Annotated in this window: 9 protein-coding genes; 6 read left to right on the forward strand and 3 right to left on the reverse strand. The window is 55.4% G+C overall.

Features of this window, described 5'->3' with window-relative positions; all coding sequences use genetic code 11:
* Positions 1-210: 210 nt before the first annotated feature.
* Positions 211-2,535 (forward strand): SGNH/GDSL hydrolase family protein, encoded by a 2,325-nt coding sequence (locus ABDW36_RS23495; protein WP_343704379.1) that lies wholly within the window; start codon positions 211-213, stop codon positions 2,533-2,535.
* Positions 2,536-2,639: 104 nt separating this feature from the next.
* Here ABDW36_RS23495 and ABDW36_RS23500 read toward each other — a convergent pair whose 3' ends face one another.
* The gene (locus ABDW36_RS23500; RefSeq protein ID WP_343704380.1) at positions 2,640-3,038 is read right to left on the reverse strand and encodes a VOC family protein; all 399 of its coding nucleotides are present in this window, start codon (positions 3,036-3,038) and stop codon (positions 2,640-2,642) included.
* A gap of 94 nt (positions 3,039-3,132) precedes the next feature.
* On the opposite strand from ABDW36_RS23500, the gene ABDW36_RS23505 reads away from it, so the two are divergent.
* On the forward strand, positions 3,133-5,385 hold the full coding sequence (locus ABDW36_RS23505; RefSeq protein WP_343704381.1) for a DUF5703 domain-containing protein: 2,253 nt from the start codon (positions 3,133-3,135) through the stop codon (positions 5,383-5,385).
* 49 nt (positions 5,386-5,434) lie between these two features.
* On the opposite strand, the gene ABDW36_RS23510 is transcribed toward ABDW36_RS23505, so the two are convergent.
* Complete coding sequence (locus ABDW36_RS23510) at positions 5,435-6,283, reverse strand: DUF4349 domain-containing protein (protein WP_343704382.1); 849 nt, start codon at positions 6,281-6,283, stop codon at positions 5,435-5,437.
* 64 nt (positions 6,284-6,347) lie between these two features.
* The gene (locus ABDW36_RS23515) at positions 6,348-6,932 is read right to left on the reverse strand and encodes an MCP four helix bundle domain-containing protein (RefSeq protein WP_343704383.1); all 585 of its coding nucleotides are present in this window, start codon (positions 6,930-6,932) and stop codon (positions 6,348-6,350) included.
* Positions 6,933-7,095: 163 nt separating this feature from the next.
* Here ABDW36_RS23515 and ABDW36_RS23520 point away from each other — a divergent pair, with 163 nt between their 5' ends.
* From ABDW36_RS23520 to ABDW36_RS23535, 4 genes are all read left to right on the forward strand, one after another.
* Positions 7,096-7,689 carry a sigma-70 family RNA polymerase sigma factor gene (locus tag ABDW36_RS23520; RefSeq protein ID WP_343704384.1) on the forward strand — a complete coding sequence of 198 codons (594 nt, stop codon included), beginning with the start codon at positions 7,096-7,098 and terminating at the stop codon, positions 7,687-7,689.
* A 15-nt stretch (positions 7,690-7,704) separates the two neighbouring features.
* Positions 7,705-8,862 (forward strand): FecR domain-containing protein, encoded by a 1,158-nt coding sequence (locus ABDW36_RS23525; protein ID WP_343704385.1) that lies wholly within the window; start codon positions 7,705-7,707, stop codon positions 8,860-8,862.
* A gap of 179 nt (positions 8,863-9,041) precedes the next feature.
* Entirely contained in the window at positions 9,042-12,380 is a 3,339-nt protein-coding gene (locus tag ABDW36_RS23530) for a TonB-dependent receptor (RefSeq protein ID WP_343704386.1), read from the forward strand.
* An 18-nt stretch (positions 12,381-12,398) separates the two neighbouring features.
* Entirely contained in the window at positions 12,399-13,988 is a 1,590-nt protein-coding gene (locus ABDW36_RS23535) for a RagB/SusD family nutrient uptake outer membrane protein (protein ID WP_343704387.1), read from the forward strand.
* Positions 13,989-13,991: the final 3 nt, after the last annotated feature.

A 13,991-nucleotide genomic window follows, 5' to 3' on the forward strand; every position in this document is an offset into this window, starting at 1 on the left:
TTATAACGCCGTTCTGGTCTTTGGCCGGAACGGTTTTTTTATGCCCGGAAATCACCTGTAGGTGTGATATTTTTCACAAACGCTTGTTATACCTTGTATGCCGGATAGAAGTACCCTTATACCCCGGCCCTGACTTTTAGCTGAATAATATTTTTTTGCAGAGAAGGCTCCCGTTTATTGATTTTTTGTAACTGATACAACCCCCGTTTCATGAAGTACATGCTGACCATGCTGCTCCTGTTTGCAGCATTGACCCCCGCCTTGGCGCAGACACAGCCCCAAACCCGCTTGCTGGTGCGCGCAGATACCGTAAAAGTTGCAGACGGTGAATTAATGATCCAGAACAAGTCACGAGATTCTGTTGGCGTGCTGGTGAACACCGGCGGCGGGCGTACGGAGTTCCGGCGTATGCGGCTGGTCAACATCGGAGATACCGCGCTGGCCATTGCCGGGCAGGATACATTGCCGCTCCGCATTAGCGCCGCCATGGCGCCCGGGGATTCCGGCCGCAGCATCCAGTTCAAAACCGGCGTAAGTGAAGGTTTCCCGGTGGCAGGAGATACCGTTTTTGTGCACACCGGCCTTGTTGACCGCAATATCAAAGTATGGCGGAACGGCCTCTTCCAGTACCGCGATACGGCAGACGGCATTGAGGTAGACAGCACATTGGGCCGCATCATTTTCCGCCCGCCGCTGGTACAGAACGAGCGGGTATACATTGAAGGCCTGGGCGGCGTAAGCCTGCTCATAGGGCAACCGGCCGGCAGCGGTTTTTCCACCAACCTTACGCAGCTGCAGGCCGGCGCCAGAGACCATGGCAATAATACTTTTACCCTGCGCTGGGCCACTAACGACAGAACGCTGACCAACAACCCGCGCATGCTGGGCCTTGGCTCTTCCACACTGGCCGGCAACGGCCTGCTGCCGCCTAACCGGCTTGGAGATAAAATAAGCGCCTGGCTGACGGCCAATACCACTTCGCCCGTATGGAGCAACCTGGCGGTAGGCGGTTACAGCAGCAGCAACCTGCTGCCGGTGGCAGAGGGGGGAGTGGCCGGGCGGAATATAGACAGCGCCCTGAACGCCAACGCAGATTTTATTTTTATATCGCTCCCTTCCAACGATGTATACCTGGGCCGCACGCTGCAACAGATCATGACCAATTACCGTAAAATTGATACCATGGCCACCAACCGCGGCATCCCCGTTTTCTGGGAAACCACCCAGCCCAGAACGGCCTTTAATGCCGCGCAGCAAACGCAGTTGAAAATATTGGCTGACAGTGTGCGCAATGCATGGCCCACGAAGTTTGTGGAAGGCTTTTCCAATACGGTAGATGTGAATGCCGCCACAGATGCGGTGATACGGCCGGATTATGCGCAGGGGGACGGTATTCACCTCAACAGTGACGGCAACCAGCAGATTGCCAACAGCCTGTTTGCACGACTGCAATCTTATTTTGTACCTATCACGGGCGTGCAGCAGTACATGGTGGAAGCTTCCGCCAATGGTACTGACTGGTCTCAGTTTGATGTAGTAACAGACCCTGCTGTGGTGAAGAAAACGTATCCCAAACCCGGCGGCGGCGTGCAGTATTTCCGGGTAAGGGCGCAGTATGCCAACAATACATATTCGGCCTACTCCAATATCGCTTCTTACAGTACGCCTAACGGAAACCCGCCCGGTACAGCGCCCACTGTAGATGTTGCCGACGCAACGGTTACCTTGCCTGTGGCTGCCACGCAGCTGGATGGTATTATTGTGGATAACGGATTTACAATCACTGCGTATGAATGGACGCAGCTGTCAGGCCCCAACACTGCCACCATTGCCACGCCGGGCGCTTCGTCTACTATTATCAGCGGTCTCACGAACGGCGTGTTTATGTTCCGCCTGCGCATTACCACCTCTACCAATGTGCAGGTGAGTGATGACGCGGTGGTAACCGTGTACCCTGATAACGGCGGACTAAAAACGCTGCGCGTGCATTTCTCGCATACGGCGGCGCCGGCTATTCCCGGCTGGCTGAATATGAACGGCCCAGTCACCAACAATCACATCGTTAAAACAGATGCGCTTACGGGCTGGACGATAGACAATGTTGGCGCCGGCACTTCTTACTGGGCCGGTCTGGCCGGTTTGAACGCCTCAGATACAGCGGGCATGACTACGGGCAACAACAGCGGCATTGTACCGGATATTGCGTTGAAACGTTACTGGTTCAATTACAGCATTAAATACACTACGCTTGACAATCTTTGGGTAACCGGGCTTAACCCCGCCAAAACCTACACGCTGAAGCTGGTGGCCTCCCGATCTCCGGGCGCTGCGCCGCCGGTGTACGGAAGCTGGCATATTAACGGCGGCACGGCGGTAACGCTCAATGCGTACATGAATACGGCTAACCAGGCAGTTGTAACCGGGGTTGTGCCGGATGGCACGGGAAAGATCAGGCTGGCGGTTTACAGGAACCCCAATGCAGCCGCCTACGGCGGGCTTTCTTTCCTCAATACGCTGATAGTGCAGGAGGAATAGTGTGTCTTCATGCTGTGTTCCCGGACGGCGGCATTTCAATCTGATGGGGGCAGTTATTTTTCCGGCATCTTGTGCGGGGGCATGCCTTCGCACATGGCCTCCGGTTATTCCTCCGGCACCCTCGTTACAGCCAGAATGGCGCCCAGCGGGTCTTGCAGCAGGGCATACTGTAATTCTCCCTCCGCTGTTCTGGCTTCTTTCAGCACCTTGCCGCCCAGCGTCAGGCATTGCGCCATGCTCTGGGCAATGTCTGCTACGTTCACATATACGATCCATTGCGGCGGCAAATCCTGGTTAACGCCGCGGGAATGGCAAACGCCGCCAGCCCAGTTGCCGGCACTGTCTTTCATGACGTAGTCTGCGTAGGTGCCGTTGCCGTCTTTCATGGCAAGGTCTTCAGTTTGCCATCCTATCACTTTGGTGTAGAAATCTTTTAACAGGTCTGCCTGCGGAACGGTAAGGTCTGCAGACACAATGGTGCCGATGTTGAATTTGGTAGCCATACGGATGAGTTTTTTGGAGTTGATGAATATAAATATACAGATTCTGTATTGTTTTGTATCTTTCTGCAAACGTTTGCACTAAATTCCACTTGTTATGAAACGATCTGTTTGGCTGCTGGCCCTGTTCGGCTGTTTTCAGGCTGCAACAGCGCAGCATTTATCACCTTTTGTGCTCACCACGCCGCCTGCCCGTACGCCCACTGGCAAGGTGCCCGATGCCGCGCTGGCCGGCAACGGGGATATCGGCCTTACTTTCGGTGGCACGCCTGACCGCCTGAAGCTCTACTTCGGCAAGAACGATTTCTGGCGCGCTTACCCTGTTTACCCGGGCGGCGGCATAGCGCTCCCGGGCGGGCTTGACGTGTCTGTCAACGCGTTGAAAGGGGCCACTTACAAAGTAGTGCAAAACCCGGCCGCGGCAGATATCCAGGCCACTTTTACCAAACCGGGTTTGCAGGTAGGCATCAAAGCCTGGGTGACGGCCATGCACAATACGGTAGTGCTGGAGTTCACCGCTACACAGGCCTGTACCCTGCAGCTAGACCTCTGGGCGCCGGAGGGCAATACGTCCGTAGTGCAGAAAGGCAGCAGCGGCAAAGTAAGCTGGGTAACCCGTTCTTTTGAAAATACGCCGCTGCTGGAATGGCCCTGCCATGTGGCCTTGGCCATGAACGCACCTGGCAGCAGCTTCACCCTGCAGCCCGGAAAGCCTGTAACGGTAACGGTTACACTCTATACCAACCAGGACAGGCCTGACTGGAAAGAAGCAGCCATAGAAGAAGCGGCAGGCCTCAACACTGCGCGGGTGGAAACCATGCGGCAGGCGCACCGGCAATGGTGGAACAACTTCTGGAAGCGTTCCTTTGTGGAGATAGGAGACACCATGCTGGAGAAATATTATTACACTTCGCAGTACCTGTTTGCCGCTTCCTCCAGGCCGGGCAAATTTGCGCCGGGCATCTGGGGCCCTTTCCTCACCCGCGATTCCAGCGCCTGGGGTGGTGATTACCACCTGAACTATAACTACCAGGCGCCTTACTGGGCGGCCTTTTCGTCTAACTATATCGACCTGACTGATAACTATGACCAGCCGCTGCTGGACTATATGGAGAAAGGCAAATGGCATGCCCGCACCTTGCTGAACATGCGCGGCATTTATTACCCGGTGGGCATCGGGCCCAAGGGCCTTTGTACCACCCGCTGGCCGCTGACGCCGGAAGAAATGCTGCAGCGTTACGGTACCAGGGAAAACACGATAGACAGCGGCTACAAGTTCCTGGGCCAGAAGATCAATGCAGTATTTGGCGCCGCCAACATGCTGATGCGTTTTTACAGTACTTACGATGAGCAGTATGCCCGCCGCATCTATCCGTACCTGCTGGCCTGTGCGGATTTCTGGGAAGACTATCTCAAGTTTGAACAGGGCCGCTACGTGATAGAAATGGACCACTATGGAGAAGTGATGCCCAACCTGCGCAACAAAGGCCAGTGGCGCCATATGCTGGGAGATTATAACTCCACGCTGTCACTGGGCCTGGTTAAAATGCTGTTCAAAGGCATGCTGCAGGTGAGTGATTACCTGCAAACGGATGGGGCGCGGCGTGGGAAGTGGCAGCACATCTATACGCACCTCAGCGCATTTCCGGTGCAGGAAGTTGAAGGAAGGGTACGGCTGAAGAGCGTGGAAAGAAGTCCGGCGGAATGGCACAACCGCGCCATGGGCCTTGCCCGTGTATCTATTCACGGCCTGGTATTGCCGGGAGAAGTGTGCGGCCCGGTAACAGACTCCGCGTTCAACGCTATTCTGCTGAGCGACGTGGCGCACTGGAAAGACCGCATGCAGCAGCCGGGCGAGTGGGGCAATACCCTGGGCAACGGCATAGAGACCTGCTTCCCCGGCGCTGTCAGGGTAGGGTATGATCCAAATGAGATTCTGCGTTACCTGAAAGACCGCATCCGCGCGTCTTCGCTTCCCAACGGCTGGATCACGCAGGCCGGCGGCGGCACGGAGACGCTGGCGGCCGTGCCGCTTACCATCAACGAAATGCTGCTGCAAAGTTATGAAGGCCGCGTGCGGGTATTCCCCAACTGGGACCGCCGCCGCAATGCGGCATTCGGCAATCTGCGCGCGTACGGGGCGTTTGTGGTGAGCAGCCGCCTCACGGGCGGAACGGTCACTGCCGTGAACATTGTTAGTGAAAAGGGACGCGATCTTGAAATTGAGAACCCCTGGAAAGATGGCGCGGTAAAGGTGGAGAGAAACGGGAAGCTTGCGGAAACTGTGTCCGGTAAAGTGCTGACGCTTAAAACCAGCGCAGGGGAGAAGCTGGTGCTCGCAAAAGGATAAAAATGGCAACAGCGTGGAACCTTTTATTCCGCGCTGTTGTTCCAATACATCATATTTTCTTCAACCCGGAATATCTTCTCAGCACCTTCCGGTACAACACCCATCCCGCGGCCGCCAAAACCCACAAGGGCCAAACCTGCAAGATGAACAACGCCAGCGCCCTGAACACGTCCGCGCCGCCGCGCAGGGCGTTCATGGCTGCAGTGCCAAAGCCGGCCCTGGTCAACTGTTGCGGGTTTACCACCACCTGTACGTCTGCTACTTCCGGCTGAAAAAGTTGTACGCTGATGGTGCTGAACGCGGCATTTTCCAGCATGCCCAGGTTGGCAATGGTGCGGTCTATGGCGGCCTCTGTGTTCGCTTCCTGGTGCTGTGTCACTTCCAGTTCCTTGTTCATTTTGGTGTGGGTAGTCTCCCGTTTGTGGTCTTCCGCAGCCAGCGCCTCATTTTTCATGGCGTTGCGCTCATATGCCAGCGTTACGTCCTGGTCCTGCAGCTTGCGGTAATCAATGAACCCCGCCATGGAAGTCAGCGTGCTCACTACGGAGTCAAGGTGTTTGACGGGCACGCGCAGCGTCAGGTTGGCCACCGGCGTGTAACGTTTCACCAGCTTCAGGGAGTCTGCAGACCAGGGCAGGGTGCGCTGTTCCGTCACGTCATTGTGCAGCACGCTTTCCACCACCACGCCTTCTACAGACACCACCATTCTTTCAAGCGTGGAAGCAGCTTTGAACACGTCGGGCACGCGGCAGCGCACATCAGCGCTCCTGATCCTTTTCCTGGCTTCTGATTGCAGAAGTGTTACTTCTTCGGGCGTAGCGGCTTCCCGGTTATATTGCCCGCAGGCAAAAAGGGTCACAAGGGGTATTGCTACCCAATAAATAGAAGGTTTGCGCATAAGAGGAGGATTTCCTGTTTATACAACGGCCGCAGGAAAGGTAACCTTATAGAAATGTTAAAGGTCAGTTCATGCTCTGGTGCTCTGCGGGGTTGAAGGCTTTCTCGGAAAGGCCCAGCAGCACAATGGCCAGCACGCCCAGTATGATCAGCAAAGTAAGCTCCAGGCGGGAGCTGAGCGTAGAGCCGCTTACAATGTTTTTGGAATCGGTCTGCAGGTTTTTGCCTTCGCCTATCTGGATGCTGCTGAGGGCATTGAGGTTGGTAACGGTTTCCTGGAACTCCCGCAGCATGGCCAGCGTATCTCCCGTGGCGGCTTGCTGGCGGTAGGTGGCAAGATGGGATTTGAAAGAGGCCCATTGCTTTTTTTCGTCGGGCGTGAGGTAGGTGGTCTCGTAAATGGTAACCAGGCTGTCAATTGCTTCCCGGTGCCCGTCATTCCCCATCAGCCTTTGCTCGTACAGGTGGTTGGCTATACCGAAGAGGTAAGTGGCCGGCAGCAGCCGGTCCTGGTAAATAGAAGAAATAGAGTGATCAAGCCGGTTGATGCTTCTTCTTTCCCGGAGGTTGTTAAGCAGCACCAATACAATAATCACAATAAACAGGCAGCACACCTTGAACTTGGTCTTGATCTGGAAAAAGCGTTTCATGCGCGGAATTTACTATAATATATTGCTTTTTACGGAATAAACGTGCAAACGCCCTTCATTAATCGCTGCCAACAATCTTAATTTTGTATTAACTTTGAACACACGTCAACCAGAATTTTGTCTGTTCACTACCTTTATCCGGCAGGAACGTATAACGCCACCAATGTCAGTGTATCAAACCTATACAGACGAAGAACTGATGCAGTCACTGAAAAACAGTGATGAGGCCGCATTTACCGAAATATACCACCGCTACTGGCGGCTGTTGTTTGCGGTGGCGGCCAACAAGCTCGATGATCTTTCCATGGCGGAAGACCTGGTGCAGGACGTGTTTACGGACATCTGGAACCGCCGCCATACCATTGCCGTCAACGGCGCCCTGCGCGCATATCTTGCCGTGGCCGTAAAGTATAAGGTGATAGATGCCCGCCACCGCCGCCAGACGGCTGCCCGTCATGAAACCAGCGCCGCGGCGGAGCTTCCCCAAAACCATTCGCTGGAGCAGCAGGTGCATTTTGACGAGCTGCAGCACAAGCTGGCCCTCTTTGTGGCGGAGCTGCCAGAAAAAGCCCGCCTCGTTTATCAGCTAAGCCGGGAAGCCGGTTATGCCCACCGCCAGATCGCGGAACACCTGCAAACCACCGAAAAGAACGTTGAATATCACCTCTACCGCGCCCTCAAGATACTCCGTGTACGCCTGGGGCAAATTTTTTTCTCGCTCATACTAGGAGTTTTCCTTTTTGCACCGACCTGTTAGGAAAGGGTGCATTGTATGCCGGATGAACAACTCGAAAAACGATTACAGGAACTGGAAGCCAAATGGCTGAACAATACCATTACGCCTGAGGAAGCAAAGGAGTATGCGGATTGGTATGCCCGGCACCAGCAGGATGCTGTGCACATCCCGGAGGCCTTTGCCGCCGGCGAAGCGGAGCACGGGCAGCGCATGCTGCAGGAGATCCGCCGCAGAACAGGGCAGCAGCCCCGCCTGGCCGGCATCCGCGGCCGCACGCTGCGCTGGGCCGCCGCAGCGGCAGTACTGCTGGCGGCTGTAGCCGGCGCTTACTGGTTAACGCAGCATAAGCAGCCGGAAGCCGCGCTGGCCGTAAAGCAGCAGCTGGAGAACGACCGTGAGCCGGGCCGCAAGGGAGCCGTGCTCACGCTGGCAGACGGCAGGGAAGTGCTGCTGGACAGCCTGGCAGACGGGCATATTGCCACCCAGGGCGCTACAAAAGTGCTGATGCAGAAAGGCAGCCTGGCCTATAATGCGGCGGCGCATTCCTTGGCCGGGGTATCTTATAATACTATTACAACGCCTCCCGCGCGCATGTTCCAGCTGGTGTTGCCTGACGGCACAAAGGTTTGGCTGAATGCCGCATCAACTTGCCGCTTCCCCGTTGCTTTTACCGGTAAGGAAAGAGTGGTGGAGGTAACAGGGGAAGCATATTTTGAAGTAGCCCGCGATGCGCAGCACCCCTTCACCGTAAAGGTGAACGATGCCAGCGTGCGCGTACTGGGCACTCATTTCAACATCATGGCCTATGCGGATGAGAAGGAGATCAGCACTACGCTGGTGGAAGGCGCCGTGCAGTTTACGCGCGCATCGCGCAGCGTAAGGCTGAAGCCCGGTGAGCAATCTGCGGCCGGCAGCACCGGGCCCGGCGCGCCCAGAGAAGTGGAAGTGGAGCAGGTGGTGGCCTGGAAGAACGGGTACTTCAATTTCAAAGGCGCCCCGCTGCAGGACATCATGCGGCAGGTAGCCCGCTGGTACGATGTGGAGGTGAACTATGAAGGAAAAGGCGGCAACGATCTGTTCATTGCGGAAATTCTCCGCAGCAGCCGGATGTCTGATGTGCTGAAAGCCCTGGAACTGACGGGGAAAGTGCGTTTCCGGCTGGAAGGCAGAACGCTGACCGTGCAATATTTGTAATACAGTCTGGCAGAAAAAAACCGGAAGTGGTTGCGACACTCCCGGCGGAAATTCTGGCAGTGTATAATAAACTCGACCGTTTAAATACTTAACCAAAACTGATCTAAGTTATGAAATTATTTTCTTTCCGGGGGGCTGCCCGCCGGAAGTATCGCCGCATTCGCGAAACGTTGCTAATTATGAAGTTTACCATTTTCTTCTCACTGGTGTTCTGCCTCTCCGCTTCGGCAGCAACGTATGCGCAGAAGGTCACTATTTCGGAGCATAACGTTTCACTGGAAAAGATTTTCAGTAAGATCAAAAAACAGACCGGCCATACGTTCATCTATTCCATCGCTGACGTGCAGAAGGCCGGCAAGGTAAGCCTGACTTTCAACAACGCCTCCGTCAGCGCCGTGATGGACAGCGCCCTGAGCGGCCAGCCGCTTACCTGGACGCTGTTCAACAACATGATCATCATCAAGGAAAAGCCGCACCAGGCAACGCCGGCCGCCCCGGTGGCGGAAGCGCCCGTTGCGGTGACCATCACCGGCAAGGTGACCAATGAACAGGGCGAAGCCCTCATCGGCGCGTCTATCCATGAAAAAGGCACGCAAAACAATACCGTAAGCCGCGAAGACGGCAGCTTCTCGCTGAACGTGTCCGGGCCGGGCGTTACCATCGTGATCTCCTTCATTGGTTATAAAACACAGGAAATCGTGACCGGCACGCAAACGTCGTTTAACGTGCGCCTGCAAACCGCCAATAACGAGCTGACAGACGTGGTGGTGGTAGGGTATGGCACCCGTAAAAAAGTAAACCTCACCGGCTCATTGTCCGTGCTGGAAATGAAAACGGTGGAGAACAGGCCCATCACCAACGCCAGCCAGGCGCTGCACGGCGTATCCGGCCTCTGGGTTAACCAGGCGGGCGGCAAGCCGGGGCAGGATGTGGGAGATATCCGCATCCGCGGGGTAGGTACCTTCAGCGGTTCCGGCAACAGCCCGCTGGTACTGGTAGACGGGGTGGAATACAACCTCAATGAGCTGAACCCTGATTTCATAGAAAGCATCACCGTGCTGAAAGACGCCTCTGCGGCCATCTACGGCTCACGCGCCGCCAACGGCGTAATACTGGTTACCACCAAACAGGGTAAAAAAGGGGAGAAGGCTGAAGTGAACTATAGCTTCTCCTACGGCAACCAGCAGCCTACCTTTATGCCTGACGTGGTATGGGACCCCATCCAGTACATGACCATGAAGAACCAGGCGCTCATCAACGAAGGCAAATCTCCCGCCGCGGTAGATTACTCGCAGGCGCAGATAGATGAATATAAAGCCGGCATGGCCACCAACCCCTGGGCGTATCCCAGCGTGAACTGGTTTGACCTGGTATTGAAGAACGGTTACCTGCAGCAGCACAACCTCCGCATTTCCGGTGGTACGGATAAGGTGGTGTACAATATAGGCCTGGGGTATATGGACCAGGATGGCATCCTCATTGACGCCAACCATGCCAACCGCTATTCCCTGAACATCAACGTGTCTGCCCAGGTGTCCAAGCGCCTGAAAGTAGGCGCCAGCCTGGTGGGCAACTACCGTGTATATTCGGAGCCCGCCTTCGGCAGCCCGGCCACCAAGTATTATTTCACCCGCCTCTTGCGCGTACTGCCCATCTTCACGCCTTACACGGAAGACGGCCGGTACGGCTCCACCGTATTTCCCACGCCGGGCCGCAACACCATCGAGAACCCCATCATGCTGCTGAAAGAGGGCAAGAACGATCATTTTGTGCTGCGCAACCTGGTAAAGGTGAACGCAGACTACAAGCTGCCTTTTGATATCACCTACAGCGCTACGGTGGGGCTTGACAAGCTGGACGGCAAGGCCGAAACCTTTGTGCCTTACCTGCAAACTTTCCATCCCCTCACCGGCGTGCCCAACAATTACAACGTCAACCCTTATTCTTATAACTATAACGAGAACCGCATCGGCCTCTCGCTCTACCATACGCTTAACTGGCAGCGCCGCATTGCCAACGCGCACGATGTGCAGGTGATGCTGGGCAGCAGCTACAACAGCTTCCGCTATAGCGAGTTCAGCGCCCAGTCTGAAGGTTATTTCGACAATACCCTCACAGACCTGAGCGTTGGTTCCCTCAACATGAAAAACAGCGGCGGTGTTACAGACGACAGGCTGCTTTCTTATTTCGGCCGTGTAAACTATACTTACCGCGACAAGTACCTGCTGGAAGGCATTGTGCGTTACGACGCTTCTTCCCGCTTTGCTCCCGGCAGGCGCTGGGCGGCTTTCCCGTCTCTTTCCGCCGGCTGGCGCATAGACCAGGAGCCTTTCCTGAAAGGTACGCGGAATGTAGACCTGTTGAAGCTGCGCGCATCCTGGGGCAAAATGGGCAACCAGGCGGTGCCGCTGTATGCCTATATGTCTGCCGTAGGGCTGGGGCATGATTATCCCTTCAACAATATCGTGAACCCCGGCGCGGCCATCACTGCTTACAGTGACCCTACCATTTCATGGGAGACCACAACATCTTATAATGCCGCCGTTGATTTCAGCTTGTGGAGAGGCTTGCTGGGCGGCAGCATTGATGTGTTCAAAAGGCGTACTTCCGATATTCTCCGGGGTGTGAACATCCCTGACCAGGTGGGCGGCCTGAGCGGCCCCAGCCGTAATGTGGGCGTGATGGACAATGACGGGATAGACCTGGTGCTTTCTCACCGCAACACCCTGGGAGATTTCAGCTACGAAGTATCCGGCGGCGTGAGCTACGTGCGCAACAAGGTGGTTGACCTCAACGGCGAGATCATCATTTCAGGCAAGAAGATCGTGAAAGAAGGTTACCCGCTTGACTCCTGGTACATCTATGAAGCCGAGGGCATTTACCAGAATGCAGAAGAGGTGGCCGGCAGCCCCAAAGTGAGCAATGCCGTAAAACCCGGTTACCTGAAATACCGGGATGTGGACAAGAACGGCAAAATAGACGGGAACGACCGGGTGATCATGGGCAGCTCCATTCCCAAATACACCTACAGCTTCAATGTAAACTTCGGGTATAAGAACCTGCGGCTGGAAACTTTCTGGCAGGGCGTGCAGGGCATTAACCACTATCCGTCGCTGAACCTGGCCATGCCCTTCAACAACGGCGCAGGTGTAACAAAAGAATGGGCAACGGATTCCTGGACGCCGGAGCGCCCCAACGCCCGCCTGCCCATCCTGACCACCGCTACCGGTGCGCCGGAAATATTCGCTCCCGCCAATTCGTCTTCCTTCTTTTTACAGAGCGGTTCTTTCCTCCGCCTGAAAAACATACAGCTCAGGTATGACTTTGGCAGGCCGCTGCTGAGCCGCATCAACATCCAGAAATTGTCATTGTTCGCCAATGCGGAGAACCTGGCCACCTTCACCAAATTCAGGGGCTTTGACCCTGAAAAGGCGGTGTCTTCCGGCGCCGGTGCGGATGATATTTACGAGTATCCCACCCTTAAAACCATCAGCCTTGGCCTGAATGTCACTTTCTAAATTCTACAATTGAGCATCATGAAAAAGAATCACTTCAGCTATATATTACTCATTGCCTTGTTCATAGCCTCCGGCTGCACCGGCCTGCTGGACGTAAAGCCGAACGACCGTTATACGCCGGAAACTTTCTGGGATTCAGAGAAAAAAGCCATGGCGGGGCTGACGGCTTGTTACGATGTACTTACCGCTAACGGCATCTATGGTTACGCCACCCCGCTGTGGGAAGAGACCGCAACGCCCAATGCCTATAACTATGACAACTCCGCCGGTTTCAACCTGATTGCATTGGGCACGCACTCCGCCACCAACGCGGGCACCGGCAACATTGTATCAGGCATCATTGCGCTGCGCTGGGAAAACTGTTATGCCGGCATTGGCCGCTGCAACGAGCTGCTGGCCAATATAGACAATGTGCCGCAAATGAATGAAGACCTGAAGAACCGCATGAAGGCCGAAGCCAAATTCCTGCGCGGGTTCTTCTATTCCCTGCTGGCTACCTACTACGGCGGCGCGCCGCTCATCCTTACCAAACCCAACCTTGAAACAGACGGTAAATTGCCGCGCAACAGCCGGGAAGAAGTAGTGGCCCAGGTGATCAAAGACCTGGACGAAGCTGCCGGAGCGCTGCCTCCCAAATACACCGGCAACGATATTGGTCGTGCCACCAAAGGCGCCGCGCTGGCGCTGAAGGCCAGGGTGCTGCTGTTTGAGGCCAGCCCGCTCAACAACCCTGCTAACAATGTAGCTAAATGGAGCGCTGCCGCCGCTGCTGCCAAAGCCGTGATAGACATGGCCGGTACCGCTGGTTACGGCCTGTTCCCGAACTACCGCCAGCTGTTCATGCCGGCCAACGAGAACAAGCAGGAAACCGTGTTCGATGTGCAATACACCATATCGCAAACCGGTTACGGCAGCTCGTTTGACCTGATCAACCGCCAGTACAATACCAATGCGCCCCTGCGCGGCATGGTAGAAGGGTACCTGATGAAAGACGGTTTGCCTGCTTCCCAATCGCCTTCATTTGACCCAACGAATATTCACCTCAACCGCGACCCGCGCATGTACCAGACGCTGGTATACCCCGGAGATACCTATATTGGCGCTGTTACCACGCCCACGTCTCCTTTCAAACAGACCGGGTACGGCGTGAAGAAATACAGTATTTACGATAAGGAGCCCAACAGCAACCTCATCAACCAGGCCGGCCGCTCCGAGATCAATTATATGGTGATCAGGTATGCAGACGTGCTGCTGATGTATGCGGAAGCGCAGAACGAGGCCGTTGGCCCTGACGCCAGCGTGTACAACGCGGTAGACACCATCCGCAAACGCGCCGGCATGCCGGTGTACGTCACTGGCCTCACACAGGCGGAAATGCGGGCGGCCATCCGCCAGGAGAGAAGGGTGGAGTTTGCGATGGAAGGGTTTTATTACAACGACATCCGCCGCTGGAAAACCGCGGAAACAGTGATGAACGGGGCCATCTACAACTCGCAGGGCGCCGCCATCGTAACCCGTACATTTGACGCGGCCCGTGATTACTGGTGGCCTATTCCTCACACACAAAGGGAGCTTAACCCCAACCTTGAACAAAACCCGAATTACTAAAGA

Source organism: Chitinophaga sp., from assembly GCF_039596455.1.
In the GTDB taxonomy this organism is placed as follows: domain Bacteria; phylum Bacteroidota; class Bacteroidia; order Chitinophagales; family Chitinophagaceae; genus Chitinophaga.